This is a genomic window from Muricoccus vinaceus, assembly GCF_042433125.1.
Taxonomy (GTDB): Bacteria; Pseudomonadota; Alphaproteobacteria; order Acetobacterales; family Acetobacteraceae; genus Roseomonas; species Roseomonas vinacea.
Map to the genome: position 1 here is coordinate 526,896 of NZ_JBHLVZ010000002.1, position 24,774 is coordinate 551,669.

General features: G+C 72.8%; 20 protein-coding genes. 18 read left to right on the plus strand and 2 right to left on the minus strand.

The genetic code is table 11. The features are described 5' to 3' along the window. The first annotated feature begins 4 nt into the window (after nt 1-4). The 17 genes from ACFFIC_RS04245 (at nt 5) to ACFFIC_RS04325 (ending at nt 20,752) form a co-directional block, all read left to right on the plus strand. Nucleotides 5-1,459 (plus strand): UDP-N-acetylmuramoyl-L-alanyl-D-glutamate--2,6-diaminopimelate ligase, encoded by a 1,455-nt coding sequence (locus ACFFIC_RS04245; protein WP_377049270.1) that lies wholly within the window; start codon nt 5-7, stop codon nt 1,457-1,459. Continuing rightward, nucleotides 1,456-2,856 (plus strand): UDP-N-acetylmuramoyl-tripeptide--D-alanyl-D-alanine ligase, encoded by a 1,401-nt coding sequence (locus ACFFIC_RS04250; protein ID WP_377048851.1) that lies wholly within the window; start codon nt 1,456-1,458, stop codon nt 2,854-2,856. The genes ACFFIC_RS04245 and ACFFIC_RS04250 overlap by 4 nt, the downstream gene beginning before the upstream one ends. Then, on the plus strand, nt 2,853-3,938 hold the full coding sequence (gene mraY, locus ACFFIC_RS04255) for a phospho-N-acetylmuramoyl-pentapeptide-transferase (protein ID WP_377048852.1): 1,086 nt from the start codon (nt 2,853-2,855) through the stop codon (nt 3,936-3,938). The genes ACFFIC_RS04250 and mraY overlap by 4 nt, the downstream gene beginning before the upstream one ends. Continuing rightward, nucleotides 3,935-5,284, plus strand: a complete 1,350-nt coding sequence (gene murD / locus ACFFIC_RS04260; RefSeq protein WP_377048853.1) for a UDP-N-acetylmuramoyl-L-alanine--D-glutamate ligase — start codon at nt 3,935-3,937, stop codon at nt 5,282-5,284. Before mraY ends, murD begins: the two co-directional genes overlap by 4 nt. After that, nucleotides 5,281-6,423 carry an FtsW/RodA/SpoVE family cell cycle protein gene (locus ACFFIC_RS04265; RefSeq protein ID WP_456306923.1) on the plus strand — a complete coding sequence of 381 codons (1,143 nt, stop codon included), beginning with the start codon at nt 5,281-5,283 and terminating at the stop codon, nt 6,421-6,423. The genes murD and ACFFIC_RS04265 overlap by 4 nt, the downstream gene beginning before the upstream one ends. Beyond that, nucleotides 6,423-7,580 carry an undecaprenyldiphospho-muramoylpentapeptide beta-N-acetylglucosaminyltransferase gene (gene murG / locus ACFFIC_RS04270; protein WP_377048855.1) on the plus strand — a complete coding sequence of 386 codons (1,158 nt, stop codon included), beginning with the start codon at nt 6,423-6,425 and terminating at the stop codon, nt 7,578-7,580. Before ACFFIC_RS04265 ends, murG begins: the two co-directional genes overlap by 1 nt. A gap of 2 nt (nt 7,581-7,582) precedes the next feature. Beyond that, nucleotides 7,583-9,028: a UDP-N-acetylmuramate--L-alanine ligase gene (murC, locus tag ACFFIC_RS04275; RefSeq protein ID WP_377048856.1), complete on the plus strand. Its 1,446-nt coding sequence runs from the start codon at nt 7,583-7,585 to the stop codon at nt 9,026-9,028. Further along, nucleotides 9,025-9,930 carry a UDP-N-acetylmuramate dehydrogenase gene (gene murB, locus ACFFIC_RS04280; RefSeq protein WP_377048857.1) on the plus strand — a complete coding sequence of 302 codons (906 nt, stop codon included), beginning with the start codon at nt 9,025-9,027 and terminating at the stop codon, nt 9,928-9,930. Before murC ends, murB begins: the two co-directional genes overlap by 4 nt. Continuing rightward, the gene (locus ACFFIC_RS04285) at nt 9,927-10,883 is read left to right on the plus strand and encodes a D-alanine--D-alanine ligase (RefSeq protein WP_377048859.1); all 957 of its coding nucleotides are present in this window, start codon (nt 9,927-9,929) and stop codon (nt 10,881-10,883) included. The genes murB and ACFFIC_RS04285 overlap by 4 nt, the downstream gene beginning before the upstream one ends. Continuing rightward, nucleotides 10,873-11,763 (plus strand): cell division protein FtsQ/DivIB, encoded by an 891-nt coding sequence (locus tag ACFFIC_RS04290; protein WP_377048861.1) that lies wholly within the window; start codon nt 10,873-10,875, stop codon nt 11,761-11,763. Before ACFFIC_RS04285 ends, ACFFIC_RS04290 begins: the two co-directional genes overlap by 11 nt. After that, entirely contained in the window at nt 11,760-13,064 is a 1,305-nt protein-coding gene (gene ftsA, locus ACFFIC_RS04295; RefSeq protein ID WP_377048863.1) for a cell division protein FtsA, read from the plus strand. The genes ACFFIC_RS04290 and ftsA overlap by 4 nt, the downstream gene beginning before the upstream one ends. A 57-nt stretch (nt 13,065-13,121) precedes the next feature. After that, nucleotides 13,122-14,687, plus strand: a complete 1,566-nt coding sequence (ftsZ, locus tag ACFFIC_RS04300; protein ID WP_377048865.1) for a cell division protein FtsZ — start codon at nt 13,122-13,124, stop codon at nt 14,685-14,687. 221 nt (nt 14,688-14,908) lie between these two features. Beyond that, entirely contained in the window at nt 14,909-15,859 is a 951-nt protein-coding gene (gene lpxC / locus ACFFIC_RS04305) for a UDP-3-O-acyl-N-acetylglucosamine deacetylase (protein ID WP_377048867.1), read from the plus strand. 84 nt (nt 15,860-15,943) lie between these two features. Then, nucleotides 15,944-16,795, plus strand: a complete 852-nt coding sequence (locus tag ACFFIC_RS04310) for an outer membrane protein assembly factor BamD (RefSeq protein ID WP_377048869.1) — start codon at nt 15,944-15,946, stop codon at nt 16,793-16,795. Between the two features lie 19 nt (nt 16,796-16,814). Further along, nucleotides 16,815-18,494: a DNA repair protein RecN gene (recN, locus tag ACFFIC_RS04315; protein WP_377048871.1), complete on the plus strand. Its 1,680-nt coding sequence runs from the start codon at nt 16,815-16,817 to the stop codon at nt 18,492-18,494. A gap of 175 nt (nt 18,495-18,669) precedes the next feature. After that, on the plus strand, nt 18,670-20,136 hold the full coding sequence (locus ACFFIC_RS04320; protein WP_377048873.1) for a tetratricopeptide repeat protein: 1,467 nt from the start codon (nt 18,670-18,672) through the stop codon (nt 20,134-20,136). A 265-nt stretch (nt 20,137-20,401) separates the two neighbouring features. Beyond that, nucleotides 20,402-20,752, plus strand: a complete 351-nt coding sequence (locus ACFFIC_RS04325; RefSeq protein ID WP_377048875.1) for a hypothetical protein — start codon at nt 20,402-20,404, stop codon at nt 20,750-20,752. 92 nt (nt 20,753-20,844) lie between these two features. On the opposite strand, the gene ACFFIC_RS04330 is transcribed toward ACFFIC_RS04325, so the two are convergent. Further along, a complete protein-coding gene (locus ACFFIC_RS04330) occupies nt 20,845-21,555 on the minus strand; it encodes an endonuclease V (RefSeq protein WP_377048877.1) in 711 nt (236 codons plus the stop codon). A gap of 71 nt (nt 21,556-21,626) precedes the next feature. Between ACFFIC_RS04330 and ligA the strand changes: the two genes are divergently transcribed. Continuing rightward, on the plus strand, nt 21,627-23,810 hold the full coding sequence (ligA, locus tag ACFFIC_RS04335) for an NAD-dependent DNA ligase LigA (protein WP_377048879.1): 2,184 nt from the start codon (nt 21,627-21,629) through the stop codon (nt 23,808-23,810). Nucleotides 23,811-23,819: 9 nt separating this feature from the next. Here ligA and ACFFIC_RS04340 read toward each other — a convergent pair whose 3' ends face one another. Continuing rightward, complete coding sequence (locus ACFFIC_RS04340; protein ID WP_377048881.1) at nt 23,820-24,728, minus strand: hypothetical protein; 909 nt, start codon at nt 24,726-24,728, stop codon at nt 23,820-23,822. Nucleotides 24,729-24,774 lie beyond the last annotated feature (46 nt).

Here is a 24,774-nt window from a genome sequence, read left to right on the forward strand (position 1 = left end):
GCTCATGGCCGGGGAAGCGGCGTTTCCTGGCCCGACCTTGACGGCCGGGCTGGCCGGTGCCGTCACGGCGCTGACGGCGGACAGCCGGCAGGTGGTGCCGGGCACGCTCTTCGCGGCGCTGCCCGGCGCGCGCACGGATGGGCGCGCGCATATCGCCGAGGCTGTGCGGCGCGGCGCGGTGGCGGTGCTGGCGCCGGAGGGAACCGAATGGCCCGCCGGCGTGCCGGTGCGCGCGCTGCTGACCGCGAGCGATCCGCGCCGCGCGCTGGCGCTGATGGCCGCGCGCTTCCACGGCGCGCAGCCCCGCACGGTGGTCGCCGTCACCGGCACCAACGGCAAGACCAGCACGGCGGACTTCCTGCGGCAGATCTGGGCGCATGACGGCGCCCGCGCGGCCTCGATGGGTACGCTGGGGCTGGTGGCGGATGGCTTTCAGCCGGGTCCGTCGCTGACCACGCCCGATCCGGTTTCCCTGCACGAGACGCTGGCGGCACTCGCGCGGGGCGGCATCACGCACGCGGCGATGGAGGCCTCCTCGCACGGGCTGGAACAGCGCAGGCTGGACGGGGTGGCGCTGGCGGCGGCCGGGTTTTCCAACCTGACGCGCGACCACCTGGACTACCACGGCACGATCGAGGGCTATCGCGCGGCCAAGCTGCGCCTGTTCGATACGCTGCTGGAGCCGGGCCGGCCGGCGGTCGCCAATGCCGACATGGACGCTGCGACGCTGGCGGCGATCCGCGCGATCGCGGCCAGCCGCCGCCTGCGGCTGCTGACGGTGGGCGAGGCCGGCGCCGACCTGTGGCTGCTGCGCCATGCGCCGCTCCCGGACGGGCAGGAGATCGCGATCGACCTGTTCGGGCGGCGCGAGGCGGTGCACCTGCCCCTGGTCGGTCGCTATCAGGCGGACAACGTCCTGGTGGCCGCGGCGCTGGCGGTGGCCACGGGCACGGAGCCGGCGCGCGTGCTGGCCGCGCTGCCGCATCTGGCCGGCGTGCGCGGGCGGATGGAGCTTGCGGCGCGGCTGCCCAACGGTGCCGCGGTTTACGTGGACTACGCGCACACGCCGGATGCGCTGGAGCGGCTGCTGCTCGCGCTGAGGCCCCATGCCGCTCGGCTGCACGTGGTGTTCGGTGCGGGGGGCGACCGGGATCCCGGCAAGCGGCCGCTCATGGGCGCGGCCTGCGCGGCGCTGGCCGACCGCGTGGTGGTGACCGACGACAACCCGCGCAGCGAGGACCCGGCCGCGATCCGCGCGGCCGTGCTGGCGGCCTGCCCCGGCGGCGTGGAGATCGGCGGGCGCGAGGCTGCCATCGCGGATGCCATGGCTTTCCTCGGCCCGGGCGACGTGCTGGCGGTGGCGGGCAAGGGGCATGAGAGCGGGCAGACCATCGGCGGGGTGACGCATCCCTTCGACGACGTGGCCGTGGTGCGGCGCCTGGCGGGAGTGGCCGCGTGAGCGCGCCGCTCTGGAACTCCGCGGCCCTCCGGGCGGCGACGGGCGGGACCGTGGCGGAGGGTGTCGCCGTTTCCGGCATTTCGATCGACAGCCGCGGCGTGGGCGCGGGGGAGTTGTTCGTGGCGCTGCGCGACGCGCGCGACGGCCATGAGTTCGTGGGCGATGCCCTGGCGCGCGGGGCGGGCTGCGCGATGGTGGACCGTGACCCGCCGGGCGTCCCGGCGGATGCGGCGCTGCTGCGGGTGGGCGACACGCTGGCTGGACTGACCGCGCTGGGCGCCGCCGGGCGGGCGCGCTCGCCCGCGCGGTTCGTGGCGGTGACCGGCAGCGTCGGAAAGACCACCACCAAGGAGATGCTGGCGGCCGGGCTGTCCGCCTGCGGCACCGTCCATGCGGCGGCGGCGAGCTACAACAATCACTGGGGCGTGCCGCTGACGCTGGCGCGGATGCCCGTGGGTGCCGAGTTCGGCGTGATCGAGATCGGCATGAACACGCGGGGCGAGATCGCGCCGCTGTCGCGCCTCGCCCGGCCGCACGTGGCGGTGGTGACGGTGATCGCGCCCGCGCATCTGGGCCGACTGGGCTCGGTGGAGACCATCGCCGAGGAGAAGGCGGACATCCTGATGGGGCTTGAGCCCGGCGGGGTGGCGGTGCTGCCGGCCGAGGGGCCGCAGGCCGGGTTGCTGCGCCGGCGGGCGGAGGAGGCGGGCATCCGCGCCGTGCTCTTCGGCGAGGGGCCGGAGGCCCGGGCGCGGCTGGTGGACTGGAAAGGCGGCGCGGACCGGCAATCCTTTCGCGTTTCGCTGGACGGGCATGAGATTGCGGTTGCGCTCTCCGTCCCGGGGCGGCACATGGCGCTGAACGCGGCGGCGGCGATGGCCGCGGCCGGGGCAATGGGTGCGGATCCGCGGCGCTTCGCCGAAGGGCTGGCGGGCTTCGTTCCGCTGGCCGGGCGGGGGGCACGGGCCAGCATCGCGTTGCCCGGCGGGGCCGTGCTGCTGCTCGACGAGTCCTACAACGCGAATACGACCTCCATGCGTGCGGCCCTCGCCGTCCTGGCGGCACAGGAAGGGACGCGGCGGATTGCCGTGATGGGCGACATGCTGGAACTCGGGAACGAGGGCGCCGCGATGCACGCGGCGCTGGCGGAGGATGCGGCGCGGAGCGCCGAGCTGGTGTTCACCTGCGGGCCGCAGATGGCGGCGCTGCACGCGGCGCTTCCGGCCTCGCGCCGCGGGGCGCACGCGCCGGACAGCGCGGCGCTGGCGCCCATCGTCGCGGCCGCGCTGCGGGCGGGCGACGCGGTGCTGGTGAAGGGATCGCTCGGCAGCCGCATGGCCGTGGTCGTGCGGGCGATCCGCGCGCTGCGCACGGCGCGACAGGGGGCCGCGGCATGATTCCCGCGCTGCTCGCGGGTCCCGGCGACCTCATCGTCTTCAACCTGCTGCGCTACCTCACCTTCCGCGCGGGCGCGGCCTGCATGACGGCGCTTGTGGTGTCCATGCTGTTCGGGCCCATGATGATCCGCGGGCTGCGTGGCTTCCAGCGCGGCGGGCAGCCCATCCGCGCCGATGGGCCCGAGCGCCACCTGGTGGAGAAGAAGGGCACGCCGACCATGGGCGGCGTGCTGATCCTGACGGCGCTGACGGTGTCCACCCTGCTCTGGGCGGACCTGCGCAACGGCATGGTCTGGGCGGTTCTGGTGCTGACGCTGGGCTTCGGGATGCTGGGCTTCGCCGATGACTGGCTGAAGGTGACCAAGCGGAACACCAAGGGCGTGTCCGCGCGGGGCAAGCTGGTGGTGCAGTTCGGCCTGGCGCTGGTGGTGGCGGTGGCCATCCTCTGGTTCGTTCCCGCCGGGCTGGACAGCAGCCTGAGCGTGCCGGTGTTCAAGGAGGTGCTGATCCCCTTCGGCATCTTCTTCCCGCTGGTGGGGATGCTGGTGATGGTCGGCTCCTCCAACGCGGTGAACCTGACGGACGGGCTGGACGGGCTGGCCATCGTGCCCGTGATGATCGCGGCCGGGGTTTTCGCGCTCATCGCCTATCTCGTCGGCAACCGCGTCTTCTCGGACTACCTGCAGCTTCACTTCGTGCCGGGCACGGGGGAGCTGGCGGTGTTCTGCTCGGCGCTGATCGGGGCGGGGCTGGGCTTCCTCTGGTTCAACGCGCCGCCGGCCAAGGTCTTCATGGGCGACACGGGCAGCCTGGCGCTGGGTGGCGCGCTGGGCGCGGTCGCGGTCGCGACCAAGCACGAGGTGGTGCTGGCGATCGTGGGCGGCGTCTTCGTGGTCGAGACTCTCTCGGTCATGATTCAGGTCTTCTGGTTCAAGCGCACCGGGCGCCGCGTGTTCCTGATGGCGCCGCTGCACCACCACTTCGAGAAGAAAGGCTGGGCGGAGCCGACCATCGTGATCCGCTTCTGGATCATCTCGATGATCCTGGCGCTGGTTGGCCTTTCCACGCTGAAGATCCGGTGAGCGCCGTGCAGCCCTTCGCGGGAGTCCGGATCCTGGTGCTCGGCCTCGGGCGGGCCGGGATGCCGGCGGCGCGGCGGCTGCGCGAATGGGGCGCGGAGGTCCTGGCCTGGGACGACGGCGAGGCGGCGCGCGTGGCAGCCGAGGCCGCGGGCATCCCGCTTGGCCAGCCGGAACGCTTCGACCTGATGCTGATTTCCCCTGGTATTCCGCATCGCGGGCCGCGGGCGCACCCGCTGGCGCTGCGGGCTGCGGCGATGGGCACGCCCGTTCTCTGCGACGTGGAGTTCCTCTTCCGGGCGGTGCGTGCCTCGGGCAGCCGGGCGCGCTTCGTCGGCATCACCGGCACCAACGGGAAGTCCACCACCACGGCGCTGCTGGACCACATCGCGCGCGCGGCGGGGATGGCCGTGGCCACGGGCGGCAACCTCGGCCCGCCCGCGCTCGACATGCCCGTGCTGGACGATGCCGGGGTCTACATCCTGGAGATGTCCTCTTATTCCGCCGAGCGGCTGGATCAGGCGCGCTTCGACCTCGGCGCGCTGCTGAACCTTTCGCCGGACCATCTGGACCGGCACGGCGACATGGCGGGCTATGCGGCGGCCAAGGCGCGGGTGCTGCTGGGCAACGCGGTTTCCGTCATGGGCATGGACGACGCGGCGACGCGGGCGGTGGCGCCGGGCGGGCGCCGCGTGCCGATCTCCGGAAGCACGGCCCAGCCCGGCGGCATCTGGGCGGAGGGCGCGGCGCTGCGCGATGCCCAGGGGGTGATCGCCGACCTGTCGGGCGCGCGCGCCCTGCCGGGCCTCCACAACGCGCAGAACGCGGCCGCCGCCGCGGCGCTGGCCTTCGCGCTGGGGATCGGCCGCGCCACGGTTTCGGCGGCGCTGCTCACCTATCCCGGGCTGCCGCACCGGCAGGAGAATGTCGGGTCCGTGGGCGGCATCGCCTTTCTCAACGACAGCAAGGCCACCAACGCCGACAGCGCGGCCTATGCGCTGGCCTGCCATGAGCGCCTGGTCTGGATCGCCGGTGGCGTGCCCAAGGCCGGGGGGATCGCGCCACTGGCGCCCCACTTCCCGCGCGTGGCGGAGGCGCTGCTGATCGGGCAGGCGGCGGAAGACTTCGCCGCGACGCTCGCGGCCCACGGCGTGCCGCACCGGGTGCTCGGCACGCTGGAGGCCGCGGTGCCAGCCGCCCTCGAGGCCGCGAGGCGGACGGGGAGCGGCGCGGTGCTGCTTTCCCCCGCCTGCGCCTCCTTTGACCAGTTCCGCAGCTTCGAGGCGCGGGGCGATGCCTTCCGCGCGCTCGTCGCCACCCTTTCCAACCGTGAAGCGGAGGCCGCCTGATGGCACTCTCCCGCGCCGACACCTCCACCCTGGGCCGCTGGTGGTGGAGCGTGGACCGCTGGACCCTGGCGGCGCTGCTGACGCTGGTCGGCTTCGGCTACCTCATGGTGCTGGCCGCGGCGCCGGCCGTCGCGGAGCGCATCGGCGCCTCCTCGCGCAACCTGTTCTTCGCCAAGCAGGTGTTCTTCCTGATCGGCGCGACAACGGTGATGGGGGTGGTCTCGCTGCTCAGCCCCAAGGGCGTCAGGCGGTTGGCGATGCTCGGCTTCCTCGGCGCGATGGTGCTGACGGTGGCCACCCTGGTCATCGGCGCCGAGGTGAAGGGCGCGCGCCGCTGGCTGAACCTGCCTCTGGTCGGCTCGCTCCAGCCGTCGGAGTTCCTCAAGCCCTGCTTCGCGGTGGTGGCGGCCTGGCTGATCGCCGAGGCCAAGACGGCCGGGCGCAAGGGCTGGGGCGCCTGGGGCACGGTGCTCGGGCTCTATGCCATGGTGGCGCTGGTTCTGCAGCGCCAGCCCGACATCGGGATGCTGCTGGTGGTCACCTTCGTGTTCTTCACCCAGGTCTTCGTGGCCGGGATCAACATGGCCGTGGTGACCGCGCTCGGCGGCCTCGGCGTCGGCGGCCTGTTCGGGGCCTATTTCCTGTTCCACCACGTCCGCAGCCGCATCGACCGCTTCCTGTATCCCGAGCACGGCAACAACTACCAGGTCGACGTGGCGCTGGAGGCCTTCGGCGCGGGCGGCATGATGGGGGTCGGCCCCGGCGAGGGCCGCATGAAGACCGTGCTGCCCGACGCCCATGCCGACTTCGTCTTCGCGGTGGTGGGGGAGGAGTTCGGGCTTCTCGTGTGCCTCCTCATCCTCGGCCTCTTCGCCTTCGTGGTGGTGCGCGGGATGATGCGGCTGCTGGCCGAGACGGACCTTTACGTCATCCTCGCGGCCTCCGGGCTGCTGGCGCAGTTCGGGTTGCAGGCTTTCATCAACATGGCCTCCTCCCTGCACCTGATCCCCACCAAGGGGATGACGCTGCCCTTCGTCTCCTATGGCGGCTCCTCGGTCATCGCGATCGCGCTGGGCATGGGCTTCCTGCTGGCGCTGACGCGCAAGCGGATGAGCCGGGCCGAGGAAGGCGCGGGCTGATGCGCGGGCCGGGAGCGCGGCCGGTCGTCATCGCCGCCGGGGGCACGGGCGGGCACTTCTTCCCGGCCGAGGCCCTGGCCGCGGCGCTCATCGCGCGGGGCGAGCGGGTGGCGCTGATGACGGACGGCCGCTCCGCCGCGCTGGGAAGCCAGGTCTTCGCCAATGCGGAGCGCTTCACGCTGCATGGCTCGGGCCTGGCGGGGCACGGGGTGCTCGGCGCGGCGCGCGGCGCGCTGGCCATCGCGCGCGGCACGCTGGAGGCGCGGCGGCTGTTGCTGGAGCTGAACCCTTCGGCGGTGGTGGGATTCGGCGGCTACCCTTCCGTACCGCCGGTGGTGGCGGCCCGCTTCCTGCCGGCGGCGCGGCGGCCGGCCGTGGTGCTGCACGAGCAGAACGCGGTTCTGGGGCGGGCGAACCGCGGCCTCGCGCGGGGGGCGGATCTGCTGGCGCTCTGCTTCGAGAACACGCGGCGCGTGCCGGCGGGCGCGCGGGCGGAGGTGCTGGGCAATCCCGTGCGCCCGGCCATCGCGGCGCTGCACGGGGCGGGATACCAGGGGCCGGGGGGCACGATGCGCCTGCTGGTGCTCGGCGGCTCGCTCGGGGCGCGCGTCTTCTCGGACGTGGTGCCGGCGGCCATCGCCGCCCTGCCGGACGCGCTGCGGGCGCGGGTGGAGGTGGTGCAGCAGTGCCGCGCGGAGGACCTCGACCGCACCCGCGCCGCCTATGCCGCCGCGGGCGTGCGGGCGGAACTGGCGCCCTTCTTCGCGGACGTGGCGGCGCGGCTGGAGCGGGCGCACCTGGTGGTGGCACGGGCCGGAGCCTCGACCGTGGCCGAGATCGCCTGCGTGGGGCGGCCGAGCATCCTCGTGCCCCTGCCGCACGCCATCGACGACCACCAGACGGAGAACGCCCGTTCCCTTTCCACGGCCGGAGCCGCGCAACTGATGCGCCAGGACAGCTTCACGGCGGAATCCCTTGGGGAGGCGGTTAAAAATTGTCTGCGGGCGCCGGAAACCCTGGACGAGATGGCCCGCGCTGCGGCATCCCTCGGAAGGGCCGATGCCGCCGAAAGGCTGGCGGACCGGGTCCTCTCACTGGCTGACGTCGCATCGCCGCTTCGCGGTGGGTCCGGATCGCCCCTCGGGAAAGCTGCCTGAACATGCGCGCCCTTCCGCTCAACATCGGCCCCATCCACTTCGTCGGCATCGGCGGCATCGGCATGTCCGGGATCGCCGAGGTTCTGCACAACCTGGGATACCAGGTGCAGGGCAGCGACATCGCCGAGGGCTACAACGTCACCCGCCTGCGCGACGCCGGGATCGCGGTCTCCATTGGCCATGCCGAGGAGAACCTCGGGGCCGCGCAGGTGGTGGTCACCTCCTCGGCGGTGAAGAAGGACAACCCGGAGGTCCAGGCGGCGCGGGCCCGGTTCCTGCCGGTGGTCCGCCGCGCCGAGATGCTGGCCGAGCTGATGCGGCTGAAGTGGTCCATCGCGGTGGGGGGCACCCACGGCAAGACCACCACCACGAGCCTGGTCGCCTGCGTGCTGGAGGCGGCCAAGATCGACCCCACCGTGATCAACGGCGGCATCGTCAACGCCTATGGCACCAACACGCGCCTCGGCGCCGGCGAGTGGATGGTGGTGGAGGCGGACGAGAGCGACGGCTCCTTCCTCAAGCTGCCGGCGGTGGTCGCGGTCGTCACCAACATCGACCCCGAGCACCTCGACCACTGGGGCACGGGCGAGGCGATGAACGAGGGCTATGCCCAGTTCGTCGGCAACATCCCCTTCTACGGCTTCGCGGTTCTCTGCGCCGACCACCCGCAGGTGCAGGCGATGATCCCGCGCCTGTCGGACCGGCGCCTGATCACCTACGGCTTCTCCCCCCAGGCGGACGTGCGGGCCGAGCGCGTCATCACCGACCGCATGGGCGCCACCTTCGAGGTGGTGGTGCAGGACCGGCTGAACCGCCGCTCGCGCGCGCTGAAGCCCTTCCGCCTGCCGATGCTCGGCCAGCACAACGTGCTGAACGCGCTGGCGGCGATCGCCATCGGCGTGGAGATGGAGGTGCCGGAGGAGACGATCCGCATGGCGCTGGCCACCTTCAAGGGCGTGAAGCGACGCTTCACCCGGGCGGGCGAGGCCGGCGGCATCACCGTCATCGACGACTACGGCCACCATCCCGTGGAGATCGCGGCGGTGCTGAAGGCGGCGCGCCAGGCCGGCGCGCGGGACGTGATCGCGGTGGTGCAGCCGCACCGCTACTCCCGGCTCGATGCCCTGTTCGAGGAGTTCTGCACCTGCATGAACGACGCGGGCACGGTGATCGTGGCCGATGTCTACGCCGCCGGGGAGCAGCCCATTCCCGATCGCGACCAGGACGCGCTGGTGGAGGGGCTGCGCGCCCACGGCCACCGCTCCGTCGTGCCGCTGCCCGGGCCGGACCACCTGGCGGAAATGGTGCACGCCATCGCGCGCCCCGGCGACTACGTGGTCTGCCTGGGCGCCGGCAACATCACCACCTGGGCGCACGCGCTGCCCGCGCAGCTTTCCGAGCTTCAGGCGAAGAGCGGTGGGCCGCGCCGCATCGCGGGCGCCGCATGAGCGCTGCCGTCGCCATGACGGAAAGCCCCCTCCCCCCGCTCCGCGGGCGGGTGCAGGCGGGTGCGGCGCTCGGCCCGGCGACCTGGTTCCGCGTGGGCGGCACCGCGGACTGGCTGGTGCGGCCGGCGGACGGGGACGACCTGCTGCGGCTGCTGCGGCGGGCGAGCCTGCCGGTCACCGTGATCGGCGCGGCGTCCAACCTCATCGTGCGGGACGGCGGCGTGCGCGGGATCGTGCTGCGCCTGGCCCGCGGCTTCGGGGAGATCGAGGTCGAGGCCGACGGCGTGGTGGCGGGGGCTGCGGCGCTGGATGCCGTGGTGGCGGAACACGCGGCGGCGGCCTCGCTCTCGGGGCTGGAGTTCCTGTCGGGCATTCCCGGCAGCATCGGCGGCGCGGTGGCGATGAACGCCGGCGCCTATGGCGCGGAGGTCGCGCAGGTTCTGGACTGGGCCGAGGTCGCGACGGTGGACGGCCTGCTGCGCGTGCGCGCGGCGGACCTGCGGCTTTCCTATCGCCGCTCCCAGCTTCCGTCCGGCGGCGTGGTGGTGCGGGCGCGGTTCCACGCGCGGCCCGGGGACGGCGCCGCGATCGCCGCGCGCATGGCGGAAATCCGCGAGAGCCGCGAGGCGACGCAGCCCGTGCGGGCGCGCACCGGCGGCTCCACCTTCGCCAACCCGCCCGGGCACAAGGCCTGGGCGCTGATCGACGCGGCGGGCTGCCGCGGTCGCCGGCTCGGCGGCGCGCAGGTGAGCGAGAAGCACTGCAACTTCCTCCTCAACACCGGCGAGGCCACGGCGGCCGATCTCGAGGATCTGGGCGAGGCGGTGCGCGCCGCCGTGCTCGCCCATTCCGGCGTGTCGCTGGAATGGGAGATCAGGCGCATCGGGGAGCGTTCGGCATGACGCGCGTCACGGTCCTTCTGGGCGGCCTCTCCAGCGAGAGGGAGGTTTCGCTTTCTTCCGGGCGCGAGATCGCGCAGGCGCTGCGGGAAGCGGGGTTCGAGGTCGCGACGCTCGATCCCGGGCCGGACCTGGGCGCGGTGGTCGCGGGCATCGCGGCGTCGCGCCCGGACGTGGTGTTCAACGCGCTGCACGGCCGCTTCGGCGAGGACGGCTCGATCCAGGGCGTGCTCGACTGGATGGGCATTCCCTACACGCATTCGGGGCTGCGGGCCTCGGCGGTGGCGATGGACAAGGCGGCGGCCAAGGCGGCCTTCGCAGCCGCCGGGCTCCCGGTGGCGCCGCACCGGCTGCTCCAGGCGGCGGAGCTCGGGCAGGCCGATCCGCTCCCCCTTCCCTATGTCGTCAAGCCCGTGCGGGAGGGATCGTCGGTCGGCGTGCACATCCTGCGCGAGCGGGACAACCGCCGCGCCGAGATCGCGGCCTCCTGGTGCTGGGGCGAGATCATCGCGGAGCCCTATATCCCCGGGCGGGAGCTGACCGTCGCGGTGATGGAGGACCGGGCGCTGGCCGTGACGGAGATCGCGACCGGCCACGCCTTCTACGACTACGACGCCAAATACGCCGATGGCGGATCGCGCCACGTCATCCCCGCCGAGGTGCCCGAGGCGGTCCGCGCGCGCGCGATGCAGGTGGCGGTCGCGGCCCATGCGGCGCTGGGCTGCCGCGGCGTGTCGCGCGCGGATTTCCGCTGGAACGACGCGCGGCCCGGTGCCGAGGGGCTGGTGCTGCTGGAGGTGAACACCCAGCCTGGCATGACGCCCACCTCCCTCGTGCCGGAGCAGGCGGCGCATTGCGGAATTCCCTTCGCCGAGCTCTGCGCCTGGATGGTGCGGCACGCCCGGCACGACGGCGTTCCGCGCGAGAACGGAAAGGGGCTGCGCGATGCCGCGTAAGCTGACCGCCGGCGCCCGCGCGCGCCCGGCCCAGCCGGATCCGGTGCGGCCCAGCGCGCTGCGGCTCTGGCTGCGCCGGCGGCGCCCGATGCTGCGCCCGGCGGGCAAGGCGGCAGCCCTGCTGGTGCTGTTCGGCGTGGCGGCGGCCTGGGTGGCGAGCCTGGATCCCGCCAGCAAGCTGTCCGCGATGATGGACCACGCGGCCAGCGGCGTCGGTGCGCGGGTCGGTGGCCTGCGCGTGACCGAGGTGCGGGTGGAGGGCGCGCGCAACACCACCCCTGCCCTGCTGCGCGAGGCCCTGGGCGTCCGCCCGGGCGATCCCGTTCTCGCCTTCTCTCCTGAGACGGCACGCGAGCGGCTGGAATCCATCGCCTGGATCGAGAGCGCGGAGGTGCAGCGCCACCTGTCCGGCCTGGTGCTGGTGCGCGTCCGCGAGCGCGCGCCCTTCGCGATCTGGCAGAACAGCGGCCGCTTCGCGATCATCGACCGCGAGGGCCGCACGGTGGCGACCGACCGGCTGGACGCCTTCGGCCCGCTGCCCCTGGTGGTGGGGGCGGGCGCGGAGAAGGCCGCGGCGGCGCTGCACGACATGCTCCGCCAGTCGCCCGAGGTGCTCGCCCGCACCCAGGCGCTGGTGCGCATCGGGGAGCGCCGCTGGAACCTGCGCCTGCACAGCGGCACGGACGTGCTGCTGCCCGAGGGCCACGAGCAGGCCGCGCTGCTGCGGCTGTCGGAGCTGCAGAAGCAGAATCAGATCCTGGACCGCCCGCTGCAGGCGGTGGATCTCCGACTGCCGGACCGGCTGGTGCTGCGCCAGAACCCTGGCCCGCCCGAGGCCGCTCCCTCCGCGACCCGCGCCCGTGCCGGGAGGAGCGGTTGAACGCCCTGTCGCGCCAGGCCGAAGGCGGCCCGGGCCCGCAGGCGCCGCCGCAGCGCGGACGCCATCCCCGCGCCCGCGCCGGCACCTTCGGCGTGCTGGACATCGGCAGCACCAAGGTCGTCTGCATCATCGCGCGCGTGGAGCCCGACGGCATGCCGCGCGCGCTCGGCTTCGGCTGGCAGCGCTCGCACGGGGTGAAGGGCGGCAACGTCGTGGACCTGTCCGCGGCCGAGCGCGCGGTGCGCGCGGCGGTGGCGCATGCGGAGGAAATGGCGGACCTCAAGCTGTCCGGCATCATCGCCAACCTGTCCTGCGGGCAGCCCGAGAGCCGCCAGCACCATGTGCAATGGGTGATCGCCGGCCGTGCCGTGACGGAGGCGGACCTGCGCGCCGTGGTGGGCGAGGGCAAGCGCCGCATGGCCGACGAGGGACGCGAGGCCGTGCATGCGCTTCCGCTCGGCTTCACCCTCGACGCCACGCCGGGCGTCGCCGATCCCCGCGGCATGATCTGCGAGACGCTGGGCGTGCGGCTGCACCTGGTGGATGCCTCCTCCGCTTCGCTGCGCAACCTCGGCACCGGGTTGATGCGGTGCGACCTGGATGCGGAGGAGCTGGTCTCCGCCCCCTATGCCGCCGCCCTTTCCGCCCTGGTGGAGGACGAGCGCGAGCTGGGCGCCACGGTGATCGACATGGGCGGGGGCACGACCTCGCTCGCGGTCATGCAGGACGGGATGCTGCTGCACACCGCGCAGGTGCCCGTAGGCGGCTGGCAGGTGACCAACGACCTCGCGCGCGGCCTGTCCACCTCGCTGGACCAGGCGGAGCGGCTGAAGACCATGCATGGCAGCATGTTCGGCACGATCGAGGACGAGCGCGAGATGCTGTCCCTTTCCCGCACCGGGGAGGACGGGGACATCCTGTCGCGCGTGCCGCGCGCGCAGATGCTATCCATCGTCCGCCCGCGCGTGGAGGAAACGCTGGAGCTGATCCGCGACCGCCTGCAGGATGCGGCGCTGGGCGCGGAAGCCGGGCAACCGGTGGTGCTGACCGGTGGCGCCAGCCAGCTGGTTGGCATGCGGGAAACGGCGTCCCGCATCCTGGGCCGCCAGGTCCGGCTGGGCCGTCCGCAGCCGCTGCGTGGCCTGCCGGACACATTCCATGCGCCCGGTTTCGCAACGACCTTGGGACTCGTGGCCTGGGGCGCCGGCGAGGGCCGGCCGGCACTGGATTTCGATCATGGGCCGCAAGGATCGCGCGGCTATTTAACGCGTTTCGTCAATTGGCTCCGGGACCGTGTGTGATGCATAAGGGCCTGGGGGCGATTCCTATTCATCGCGTCTTCGAAGGGGGCTAGAACGATGACGCTGAACCTGACCATTCCACGTCAGCAGCATACTGACTTTACGCCGCGGATCACCGTGATCGGCGTGGGTGGCGCCGGGTGCAACGCGGTCAACAACATGATCGGCATGGGCCTCGACGGCGTGGAGTTCCTCGTCGCGAACACCGATGCGCAGCAGCTGGTCAACAGCCGCGCCGAGCGGCGCGTGCAGCTCGGCCCGCACCTGACGCAGGGCCTTGGCGCGGGCGCGAAGCCCGAGATCGGGCGCGCGGCGGCGGAGGAGGCCACCGAGGACCTCGCCCGCCACCTCGAGGGCGTCCACATGATCTTCATCACCGCCGGCATGGGCGGCGGAACCGGCACGGGGGCGGCGCCGGTGATCGCCCGCATGGCGCGCGAGCGCGGCGTGCTGACGGTGGGGGTGGTGACCAAGCCCTTCGACTTCGAGGGCCCCAAGCGCCGCCGCGCCGCGGACCAGGGCCTGGACGAGCTTCAGCAGTATGTCGACACGCTGATCGTCATTCCGAACCAGAACCTGTTCAGGAAGGCGAACGAGCGCACCACCTTCGCCGAGGCCTTCAAGATGGCCGACGACGTCCTCTACATGGGCGTGCGCGGCGTGACCGACCTGATGGTCAACCCCGGCCTCGTGAACCTCGACTTCGCCGACATCCGCACCGTCATGGCCGAGATGGGCAAGGCGATGATGGGCACGGGCGAGGCCGAGGGCGAGGACCGCGCGGTCAAGGCCTCCGAGGCCGCGATCAGCAACCCGCTGCTGGAGGACACCTCCATGCGCGGCGCCCGCGGCGTGCTGATCAACATCACCGGCGGCTACGACATGACGCTGTTCGAGGTGGACGAGGCCGCGAACCGCATCCGCCGCGAGGTGGACGAGGACGCGAACATCATCTTCGGCTCCTCCGTCGACGAGACGCTGAATGGCCGCCTGCGGGTGTCCGTGGTCGCGACCGGCATCGACGCGGTGGATCCGCAGGCACAGGCGCAGCAGTCCGCCGAGCCGCAGCGCGTGGTGGCGATCGGCGGTGGCGCGGTGACCGCGCCCCAGGCCGGCTTCGTGCCGGCCGGCGCCCCTGGCTTCGTGCCGGGTGGCCAGGTTCCGGCGATGCGCCAGAACACGGTGCAGCCGGGCATCGGGCGCCCGGCCTCCGTGATGGGCGCGCCGCGCCCGGTTTCGGTGGTGCCCTCGGCCTCCGTGCCCGCGCCGGCTCCCAGCGCCAACCCGCGGCTGCCCATGGGTGCGCGCCGCCCGGCCAACATCAGCCCGGCGAACACCGGCCATGCCCCGGCGCCCGAGCCGGCGGACATGCCGGTGCAGGCCGAGCCGGTGGCCATGGCCCCGGCTCCGCAGCAGGCCCCCGCCCCGCGCATGGCCCCCGCCGCGGCCGCGCCGACGGGGGGCCTGGGTGGCATCTTCCGCCGCGCGACCGGCATCGGCGGGATGCGGCGCGTGCTGCCCGAGCAGGGTGAACCGCTGCCCACCCCCGCCCCGCGCCCGCAGCCGCAGGAAGATGGAATGGGCCTCGACATCCCCACCTTCCTGCGCCGCCAGGGGAACTGAGGCCTCGGAGCCAGCGACTCCGCTCAGGCGGAGACGAATGCCGGAGGGCCCCGCCAGGATGCTGGCGGGGCCCTTCGCGCATTCAAAATATTCAGTTCAATCAATGAGTTGAACCGAAACACGGAGAAACAACGCTTGACTGGCAGATGCCATGGTGCGGTGCGATCTTGCGTCGTGCCGGTTCGTTGTGCCGGCACCGCATGCTCCTCAGGGGTTCTCCGATGGACGGTTTCTTCGCGCTCGGCACCGCACGCGCCCGGACCCTCAAGTCCGCGATCGGCTGCGTCGGCGTGGGCCTTCATTCCGGCGCCAAGACGACCCTGACACTGCGTCCGGCCCTGGCCGGCGATGGCATCGTGTTCCGTCGCACCGACCTTGGGCTGGACATCCCAGCCCGCCACGACACCGTCAGCGACACCCGCCTCTGCACGGCCATCGGCGAGGGGGCGGCGCGGATCGGCACGATCGAGCACGTCATGGCGGCCCTGGCGGCGCTGGGCGTGACCGACGCGGTGGTCGAGGTGGACGGGCCCGAGATCCCCATCCTGGACGGCTCCGCCGCCCCCTTCATCTTTCTGCTGGACTGCGCCGGGCTGGTGGAACTGGCCGCGCCGGTCGCGGCCATCGAGGTGCTGCGCACCGTCCGCGTGACCGAGGGCGAGGGCCCCGATGCCGCCTGGGCCGAGCTGTCCCCCAGCAACGGCCCGGGCCTGGACGCCGAGCTGAGCATCGATTTCGGCGCCACCGCCATCGGGCGCCAGTCGCTTTCCCTCCGCGTCACCGAGGACAGCTTCCGCGCCGTGCTGGCCGATGCCCGCACCTTCACCATGGCCGAGGACATCGCCCGCCTCCGCGCCGTGGGCCTCGCCCGCGGCGGCTCGCTGGCCAATGCCGTCGTGGTGGACGGGCCGCTGGTGGTGAACCCGGGCGGACTTCGCCATGCCGACGAGTTCGTGCGGCACAAGCTCCTGGACGCGGTGGGCGACCTGGCCCTGGCCGGCGCGCCGCTGCGGGCCCGCTTCCGCGGCCATCGCTCCGGCCACGCGCTCAACAACCGCCTGCTGCGCGCGCTGTTCGCGGATCCGAGCGCCTGGCGCCGGATGGACGAGGAGGAGATCCCGGCGATGGCCGGTGCCCAGGTCCGCCTGCCCATGGCGGCCGCCGCGGCCTGATCCCACGCGACCATCCGCGGGGCCGGGCGGCCTCCCCTCCCGCCCTGTCGCGCCGCGCCCGGCACGTGCTATAGAGCCGCCGCCATGAAGATCCGTCGCCTCGCGATCCTTCCCCTGCTTCTCGCCCCCCTCGCCCTTGGCGGCTGCGAGAGCCTGAACTTCTGGGACAGCAAATCGGAGTCGCTCCGCCCGCGTGGCGCGAGCTACGCCGACATGTCGCCCGAGGCGCTTTACGCGGCAGGGCTGGACGCCCTCAGGGCCGAGCGCTACGCGCAGTCGATCGAGCTGTTCGATACGGTGGAGCGCGACCATCCCTATTCCACCTGGGCAACCAACGCCCGCCTGATGAGCGGCTACGCGGAGTATTCCCGCAACCGCTACACCGAGGCGCTGGGCCAGCTCGACCGCTTCATCCAGCTCCACCCCGCACACCGGGACGTGGCCTATGCCTATTACCTGCGCGCCCTCTGCTACTACGAGCAGATCGCCGACGCGCAGCGGGACCAGGCCGGCACCAACACCGCCCTGGCGGCGCTGCAGGACGTGGTGAACCGCTTTCCCAACTCCACCTATGCCCGCGACGCCCGGCTGAAGATGGACCTCGCGCGCGACCACCTCGCGGGCAAGGAGATGAACATCGGGCGCTTCTACCAGGCGCGGCACCTTTACGCCGCCGCCATCGCCCGCTTCCGCAACGTGGTGGAGAACTACCAGACCACCAACCACACGCCGGAGGCGCTGCACCGGCTGACCGAGATCTATCTCGCGATGGGGCTGACGGACGAGGCGCGCAAGACCGCCTCCGTGCTGGGCCACAATTACCCGGGTAACCCCTGGTACCAGGACAGCTACGCGCTGCTGGTCGATGGCGCGGCGCCCTCCGACCGTCCCTCCCGCCCCGGCCTGTTGCGGCGCGCGGTGGACGCGGTTTTCTGAGACCGGACACAGGACAGGCGTGCTCGCCTCCCTTTCCATCCGCGACGTGGTGCTGATCGAGCGCCTGGACCTCACCTTCGGTCCGGGCCTCTCGGTGCTGACCGGCGAGACCGGTGCGGGCAAGTCGATCCTGCTGGACAGCCTCGGCCTCGCGCTCGGGCAGCGGGCGGAGGCCGGCATGGTCCGCTCCGGGCAGGCGCAGGCCGGGGTGGTCGCGGTGTTCAACCCGCCGGCGGGCCACCCTGCCCATGCCCTGCTGGCCGAGCAGGGCATCGAGGGGGATGACCAGATCGTCCTTCGCCGCATCGTCACCACCGATGGCCGATCCAGGGCCTTCGTGAACGACGAGCCGGTGGGGGTGGGCCTGCTGCGCCGCCTGGGCGCGCTGCTGGTGGAGGTGCAGGGGCAGCACGATCAGGTCGGCCTGGCCGATCCCGCCACCCATTCCGCGCTGCTGGACGCCTTCGGCGGACTTGAGTCCCGCCGCAATGCGGTGGCCGAGGGCTATCGCGCCTGGCGCGCGGCGGAGCGGGCGCTGAAGGATGCGCGCGAGGCCATCGCGGCGGCCCAGCGCGACGAGGAATGGCTGCGGCATTCGGTGCAGGAGCTGTCCGACCTCGCCCCGCAGGAGGGCGAGGAGGACGCGCTCGCGTCCGAGCGCCAGGGGTTGCAGGGCAGCGAGCGGCGGGCCGAGGCGATCGCCTCGGCCTTGTCCGAGATCCAGCCGCGCGACCGGCGTGGCGGCGGCGCGCCCGCGGCGGCGCTGCGCAACGCCGCCCGCGCCCTGGAGCGCCTGACTCCGCCGAGCGACGAGGCGACCGCCGCCCTGACCGCACTCGCCGCCGCGCAGGACGCGCTGGCCGAGGCCGAGAACGTGCTGGAGCGGCTGGCGAGCGACGCCCAGCCCGATCCCCGGCGGCTGGAAACCGTGGAGGAGCGGCTCTTCGCGTTGCGGGCCGCCGCGCGGAAGTATGCGGTGGCCGTGGTGGACCTGCCGGCGCACCTGCTGTCGCTGCGCGAGCGGCTGGCGAACCTGGATGCCGGCACCGGGCGCGTGGCGGCGCTGGACACGGCCGCGCGCGAGGCGCGGACGGCCTATGTGGCGGCGGCCGGCGCCCTGACGGCGGCGCGGCGCGAGCACGCGGACAAGCTGGAGAAGGCGGTGGGCAAGGAGCTGGCGCCGCTGAAGCTGGACCGCGCCCGGCTGCACATCGAGATCGTGCCGCGCGAGGAGAGCGCCTGGGGCGCCGATGGCCAGGACCGGGTGACCTTCCTGGTCACCACCAATCCCGGGCAGAAGCCCGGGCAGCTCGCCAAGATCGCCTCGGGCGGCGAGCTGTCCCGCCTGATGCTGGCGCTGAAGGTGGTGCTGGCGCGCGGCTCGCCGGTGCCGACCCTGGTGTTCGACGAGGTGGACAGCGGCATCGGCGGCGCAACGGCCGCCGCCGTGGGCGAGCGCCTGGCACGCGTGGCCGAGCGGCTGCAGGTTCTGGTGGTGACGCATTCCCCCCAGGTTGCGGCCCGCGGCGCCCGGCACTTCCAGGTGGCCAAGGGCGTGCGCGGCGACCGGGCGGAGACGCGTGTGGTGCCGCTCGACGTGCCGGCCCGGCGCGAGGAGATCGCGCGGATGCTGGCCGGGGAACGGGTCACCGAGGCGGCGCGGGCGGCGGCGGACGAGTTGCTGGCCGGTGCGGCCTAGCGGCCGGAGCTGATGCCACCCTCCCCCGCCATGCGGCGGGAGGGCACCCTCCGCGCGGACAGCACTGTTCCCGGAAACAAGGGGCCGGCGCCTGCCCGCCCACCGGGCCGACACCGGACGTGCAATCCGGCGCCCTCTCGGGCAAAATATCGCCTCCATCCGGGAGCCGCCGGCCATGGGCGAGACCAAGCGGATCGCAGGCATCATCCGGGACTACATCGCTCGCGAGCATATTTCCCGCGACGAGTTCGCGTTCCGCACCAAGCTCGGCCGCTCCACGGTGGACAAGCTGCTGGTGGGCTTGTTCTCGGACAAGACGCTCGCCATCGTGGAGGGACATACGGGCCTTCCCTTGCGCCCGCCCGTGGGTGCGCCTGATCACACCGGCCCTCCCCCTGACGGCGTCGAAGCACCGGACCCGGCTGCCGCACCGTCCGTCCTTGCCCCGCCTCCCCTTCAGAAGCCCTCCATCGCGGTCCTGCCCTTCACGAGCATGAGCGCGGATCCGGAGCAGGAATTCTTCTCGGACGGCATCACCGAGGACATCATCACGGAGCTGTCCCGGCTTCGCTGGCTCTTCGTCATCGCCCGCCATTCGAGCTTCACCTACAAGGGGAGGTCCGTGAACGTGCGCCAGGTCGCGCAGGAGCTCGGCGTCGACTACGTGCTTGAGGGCAGCGTCCGGACCTCCGCCACGCGCATCCGCGTCACCGCCCAGCTCGTCGAGGCCGAGATCGGCAAGCACATCTGGGCCGAGCGCTACGACCGCGAGCTGAACGACATCTTCGCCGTTCAGGACGAAATCACCCGCAACGTGGTCGCCGCCATCGAGCCGCATCTTTATGCCGAGGAAGGCTTCCGCGCGGCGCGCCGGCCACCCGGCAGCATCGATGCCTGGGGCCACGTCGTCCGCGCCCTGGGCCTGATCAACCGGATCGACCGGCGCCAGAACGAACAGGCGCGTGCCCTTCTGGAGGAAGCCATCGGGATCGATCCCACCTACGCACGGGCCCATGCCGTCCTGAGCTGGGCAGTCTGGTGGGCGACCCGCTGCTACTGGTGGCACGACTCCCAGGCCGGCTACCGGCTGGCGGCGCAGCACGCCGAAACCGCGGTGTCGCTCGACCCGGCCGAGCCATGGGCCCGGATGACCCTGGGCCTCTGCCTGAGCGACGCGAGGCGGCATGAGCGTGCCGTCTCGGAGCTCCGCGTCGTGCTGGATCTCAATCCAAATTTCGCGCTCGGACGCACCTTCCTCGGCTGGGTCCTGCTGCGCGCGGGGCATTTCGACGAGGCGATCGCCGAAACCGGCAAGGCCGTCCGGATGAGCCCGGCGGACAGCTTTTCCGGCCTCTACACCGCCACGCACGGGCTGGCCCTGCTCGGCTCGCAACACTTCGAGGAGGCGCTGCCCTTTCTGCGATCCTCGGTCGCGGCCTTCACGGGGTATGCGGGCCACTACAACACGCTGATCAGTTGCTGTGGCCATCTCGGATTGCTGGAGGAAGCACAGGGCTTCATCGAGGCCCGGAACAGGGTCGGTCCGCCGATCTGTGTCAGCGTTCTTCGCCGCAATCTCGCGGGCTTCGCGCATTGCGACGTGTTCGTCGAGGGCCTCGTCAAGGCAGGGGTGCCCGAGTGAGTGCGGGTCACTGGCCGAAGCCTTCGCGCCGGGAAACGCCCCCCCGCCCGCACCGGTGCCGCGCCTTTCCCGGTGCTGCGCCCTTTCCTCCTCCGAACACGCATCCAGACGCCCATCGATCCCGGCTGATGCCTTTCCGGCGCTTCCGGAAAGTCCGGGAAAGCTTCGGAAAGTTCCGGTGGTGGTGCGCGAAGGCGTTGATCGGCAGGGTGTCCGCACGCGCAGAAAGCGCGGCAACCAAAGAAGCGACAGGGACACAGCCTCCATGAACACGATCACCGCCAAGGCCACCGCACCGGCCAGCCACGGGCTGGGCAGGATCCTGACCATCTCCGCCCTTGCCGCCGGCCTGATCGGCACGGCCGCCGGGCCCTCCCTCGCCGAGGGCGATTACGTGGCAGGCCCCACGGCCAGTGCGGCCTGGACCGCCAGCGCCGCTCGCACGCCGCTCGCCGCCTTCAGCGCCGCGCAGCCATTCCAGCTGCTCGGTGGCGACGACCAGTACGTTGCGGGGGCGAGTGCGTGGAGCGCCTGGCCCCGGGCCGAGAGCCGCACGCCCCTCGCCCGTCCGGCGACCCCTCTGATGAACTTCCACCTTGAGGGCCAGGGCAACTGAAGCCCGTGCCGTCTCATGCCTGAACCCGGCCACCGGGAGGTGGCCGGGTTGCCGGCTGGCCTTCCCCGCGGCGGAAGCCGCGGCGCTCGCGATCAGGGCGGCCCCGTTCCTTCCGCCACCTGGCGCGCCTCTCCCGCCAGCTTGTCGGCCAGGCGGGTCGGCTCGGGCAGGCGATAGCCGGCCAGCCAGTCCAGGACGTGCCGCACCGCCGTGTTCAGCGAGACGCGGTGGCCGGATGACACGAAAAGCGGGTTCACGCCCCGCTTGCTGCGAAGAACCGTCGCGATCTGCCGCCCCTTCCAGACCAGCGGCACTTGGCTTCCGGCTTCCTGCCCCAGCTCTCCCTCCGGCCGGCCGACGAGGATCGACTTGGCCACGCCAATGGTCGGCAGGTCCGCGACCACACCGAGATGGGTCGCGGTGCCGCAGCCGCGCGGGTGGCTGAGGCCGTGGCCATCCACCAGGACGAGTTCCGGGCGCCGCGGCAGCCCGGCCAGCGCTTCCAGAATGAAGGGGATCTCGCGAAAGCCGAGAAAGCCCGGCACGTAGCGGAAGGCGGGCACGCCCTCGACGAGGCCGGTGGCGAGGGGCCGCGGCCCTGTTCCCCTTTCCAGCAGCACGGCCATGGCGCGGAGCCGGTCCGGCCTGCCGCGGGCGGCCCCGGCGCAATCCACGCCGGCCACGAGGCGGGGTTCGTGGGGCAGCCGGTCCGCGGCCTCGGCGCGGGCGGCGATGGCATGCTGGGCGGTGCGGGCGGCATCAAGGTCGGGCGGGTGGATCCAGTCCTGCGGCGCGTCGGTCATGCCGGAGCAACGCCGCGCGGCGCCCCCGGTGGCCCTGGCGCGCGGGTTGGGGCGCGGCTATCCACGGGGTGATGCCGAAGACCACGCCCTTCCCCTCCCCGGCCACCGCGCTGCCTGTCGAGGAACTGACGGAGGTCGAGGCCGCGCGCGAACTGGAGGCCCTGGCCGCCCGCATCGCCGAGGCCAATGCCGCCTACCATGTCCGCGACGAGCCGATCATGCCGGACGCGGATTACGACGCCCTGTTCCGCCGGAACGCGGCCATCGAGGCGCGCTTCCCGGAGCTGGTGCGGGCGGACAGCCCCTCGGGGAAGGTAGGCGAGGAGCCGGCGGCGGGCTTCGCCAAGGCGCGGCACGGCACCCCCATGCTCTCGCTGGACAACGCCTTCGCGCCTGAGGACTTCGCGGAGTTCGCGGCCCGCATCCGCCGCTTTCTCGGCCTCTCGGCGGAGGAGGTTCTCCGCTTCGTGGCGGAGCCGAAGATCGACGGGCTTTCCGTGAACCTGACCTATGAGGACGGGCGCTTCCTGCGCGGGGCCACCCGCGGCGACGGCACGGTGGGCGAGGACATCACCGAGAACCTGAAGACCCTCGACGAGCTTCCGCGCAAGCTCAAGGCTCCCTTTCCCGACCGCATCGAGATCCGTGGCGAGGTCTTCATGACCAAGGCGGACTTCCTGGCCTTCCATGCCGAGCAGACGCGGCTCTTCGAGGAACGGGAGAAGCGCCGCGAGGCCGGGGAGAAGGTGGGCGAGGCCGTCCGCATCCCCGTGAACCCGCGCAACGCGGCGGCGGGGTCGCTGCGGCAGCTCGACGCGCGCGTGACGGCACAGCGGCCCCTGCGGCTCTTCGCCTATGCCCAGGGCACCTCCTCCGCGCCTGTGGCCGAGACGCATTCGGGCTATCTCGACGTGCTGCGCGGCTGGGGTTTCCAGGTGAACCCTCTGTCCGAGGCGCTGCGCGACGAGCACGCGGCGGCGGATTTCCAGGCTGTCATGGGCGAGCGCCGCGCGGGGCTCGACTACGACATCGACGGCGTCGTCTACAAGCTGGACCGGCTGGACTGGCAGGGGCGGCTGGGCTTCGTCGGCCGCGCGCCGCGCTGGGCCATCGCCTGGAAGTTCCCGGCCGAGCGCGCGACGACGAAGCTGCTGGAGATCCAGATCCAGGTGGGCCGCACGGGCGCCCTCACCCCGCGCGCCATCATGCAGCCCGTGAACGTGGGCGGCGTGATGGTGCAGCACGCGACCCTGCACAACGAGGACGAGGTGGCCCGCCGCGACGCGCGCGTGGGGGACACGGTGGAATTGCAGCGCGCCGGCGACGTCATCCCGCAGATCATCCGCGTGGTCGATCCGGACCGCCCGGGGCGCGGCGAGCCCTGGGTGCCGCCCACGCATTGCCCGGAATGCGCCAGCCCCGCCATCCGGCCCGAGGGCGAGGTGGTGCGGCGCTGCACCGGCGGCCTTGTCTGTCCGGCGCAGCAGGTGGAGCGGCTGATCCACTTCGCATCCCGAAACGCGATGGATATCGAGGGCCTGGGCATCGAGAACGTCGTGCTGCTGCACGAGGCCGGGCTGGTGAAGACGCCCGGCGACATCTTCCGGGTGAAGGAGCACACGGCGACGCTGCGCGGGTGGAAGGGCTGGGGCGGTTCCGCGAAGGGGGAATCGAAGAAGGTGGCGAACCTCCTCGGCGCCATTGAGGCGCGGCGGCGGCCGAGCCTGGAGCGCTTCATCTTCGCGCTGGGCATCCGCCGCATCGGCGAGCAGAACGCGCGGCTGCTCGCGCGGCACTACCACTCGGCGGGCGCCTGGCGGCAGGCGATGCTGGACGCGCGGATCATCGGCAGCGAGGCGCGCGAGGACCTGGGCGGCATTCAGGGCATCGGGCCATCCATCGCGCAGGAGCTGGTCACCTTCTTCTCCGAAACGCGCAACGTGGAGGCGCTGGACGACCTGCTCCGGGAGGTGACGCCGGAGGCGGCCGAGGCGGTTGCGGAGGGCGCGCTCTCGGGCAAGTCGATCGTCTTCACCGGCAGCCTGGAGACGATGACGCGGCAGGAAGCGGAGGCGCGCGCCGAACTGCTGGGGGCGAAGGTGGTGAAATCCGTTTCCAGGCGCACGGACTTCGTGGTGGTGGGCACCGATGCCGGCTCCAAGGCGAAGAAGGCGGCGGAGCTGGAGCTGAACACGCTCACCGAGACCCAGTGGCGGGAACTCGCGGGCTTCCCGCCTCTTCCCGAAGGCGCCTGAGGGCGGCCCTCAGGCCGGTTCGGCCCGGATGCGGGCGAAGGCGACGAGGTTGTCGTCCTCGCCGCGGCGCAGCGCCGGGTGCGCGGCCGCGGCGCCGGCCGGGGCGGCCGGCCAGCGGCGGATATCGGTCAGCCCCGTGGTGAAGCCCGCCGCCTCGAAGGCCGCGAGGATCTCGGACAGGCCCAGGCGGTTCACGTAGAGGCCGCTGCGCGCGACCAGCGGGCTCTCCCACAGGGCGGGAGGGAAGCGCAGCGTGTTCAGGGCGCCGCCGATGTGGTCGTGGAAGTCCACGGCGTGCACGCCCAGGCATTCCGGCGCGGCCACGCGGCGCAGCTCGGCCAGCAGCCCCGGCAGGGCGTCGCGCCGCACGTGCTCCAGCACCACGTCGGAGACGATCAGCTCGATCGAGCCGTCGGGAATGGCGGCCAATACCTCCGTGCCGCCGATCAGCTGCCGGGCATCGCAGGCGGCCAGCGCCGCCTCCTTGGTGGCGGCGTCCTCCAGCGCGGGCGCGGGCAGGCCGATGCCGCGCGCGAGCGCCGCGACGCGGCGGTAGGCGGCGGGATCGGTGGGGGCGTCGTCCTCCACGTCGGCGAACCAGATGGGCGCGCAGCCCAGCCCGGCATAGGCGGGGGCGCGGACCACGAGCCGGCCGGGGCCCAGCTCCAGCACGCCGCGGGGCGGGCGGCCATGGCGGCCGGCGAACTCCTGCGCCCGGGTGCAGGGTTCGCCCAGCACGCGGCTCTCGGCCTCGGCGACGAAGCTGTGGCGGTTCACCCCCATGCGGCGCAGCAGGCCCGGCGGAACGCGGAGCGCGGCGATGGCGAGCTTCGCCGCCATCTTGGACCACCAGGGCAGCGCAGCGCCGGCCGCGTAATCCGCCGGCACGACGTCCTGGCGGGGCTCATTGTCGCTCATTCGTCGCCCCGCAACCCGGCATCCACGCCTGCTTGTCCACCGTGCC

Coding starts and splice junctions, on each gene's coding strand:
- ACFFIC_RS04340 (WP_377048881.1), bottom strand. CDS start 24,728: ATGAGCGACAATGAGCCCCGCCAGGACGTCGTGCCGGCGGATTACGCG.
- ftsZ (WP_377048865.1), top strand. CDS start 13,122: ATGACGCTGAACCTGACCATTCCACGTCAGCAGCATACTGACTTTACG.
- ACFFIC_RS04285 (WP_377048859.1), top strand. CDS start 9,927: ATGACGCGCGTCACGGTCCTTCTGGGCGGCCTCTCCAGCGAGAGGGAG.
- murC (WP_377048856.1), top strand. CDS start 7,583: ATGCGCGCCCTTCCGCTCAACATCGGCCCCATCCACTTCGTCGGCATC.
- ACFFIC_RS04330 (WP_377048877.1), bottom strand. CDS start 21,555: ATGACCGACGCGCCGCAGGACTGGATCCACCCGCCCGACCTTGATGCC.
- ACFFIC_RS04290 (WP_377048861.1), top strand. CDS start 10,873: ATGCCGCGTAAGCTGACCGCCGGCGCCCGCGCGCGCCCGGCCCAGCCG.
- murG (WP_377048855.1), top strand. CDS start 6,423: ATGCGCGGGCCGGGAGCGCGGCCGGTCGTCATCGCCGCCGGGGGCACG.
- mraY (WP_377048852.1), top strand. CDS start 2,853: ATGATTCCCGCGCTGCTCGCGGGTCCCGGCGACCTCATCGTCTTCAAC.
- ACFFIC_RS04320 (WP_377048873.1), top strand. CDS start 18,670: ATGGGCGAGACCAAGCGGATCGCAGGCATCATCCGGGACTACATCGCT.
- ACFFIC_RS04310 (WP_377048869.1), top strand. CDS start 15,944: ATGAAGATCCGTCGCCTCGCGATCCTTCCCCTGCTTCTCGCCCCCCTC.
- murB (WP_377048857.1), top strand. CDS start 9,025: ATGAGCGCTGCCGTCGCCATGACGGAAAGCCCCCTCCCCCCGCTCCGC.
- ACFFIC_RS04245 (WP_377049270.1), top strand. CDS start 5: ATGGCCGGGGAAGCGGCGTTTCCTGGCCCGACCTTGACGGCCGGGCTG.
- ligA (WP_377048879.1), top strand. CDS start 21,627: ATGCCGAAGACCACGCCCTTCCCCTCCCCGGCCACCGCGCTGCCTGTC.
- lpxC (WP_377048867.1), top strand. CDS start 14,909: ATGGACGGTTTCTTCGCGCTCGGCACCGCACGCGCCCGGACCCTCAAG.
- ACFFIC_RS04325 (WP_377048875.1), top strand. CDS start 20,402: ATGAACACGATCACCGCCAAGGCCACCGCACCGGCCAGCCACGGGCTG.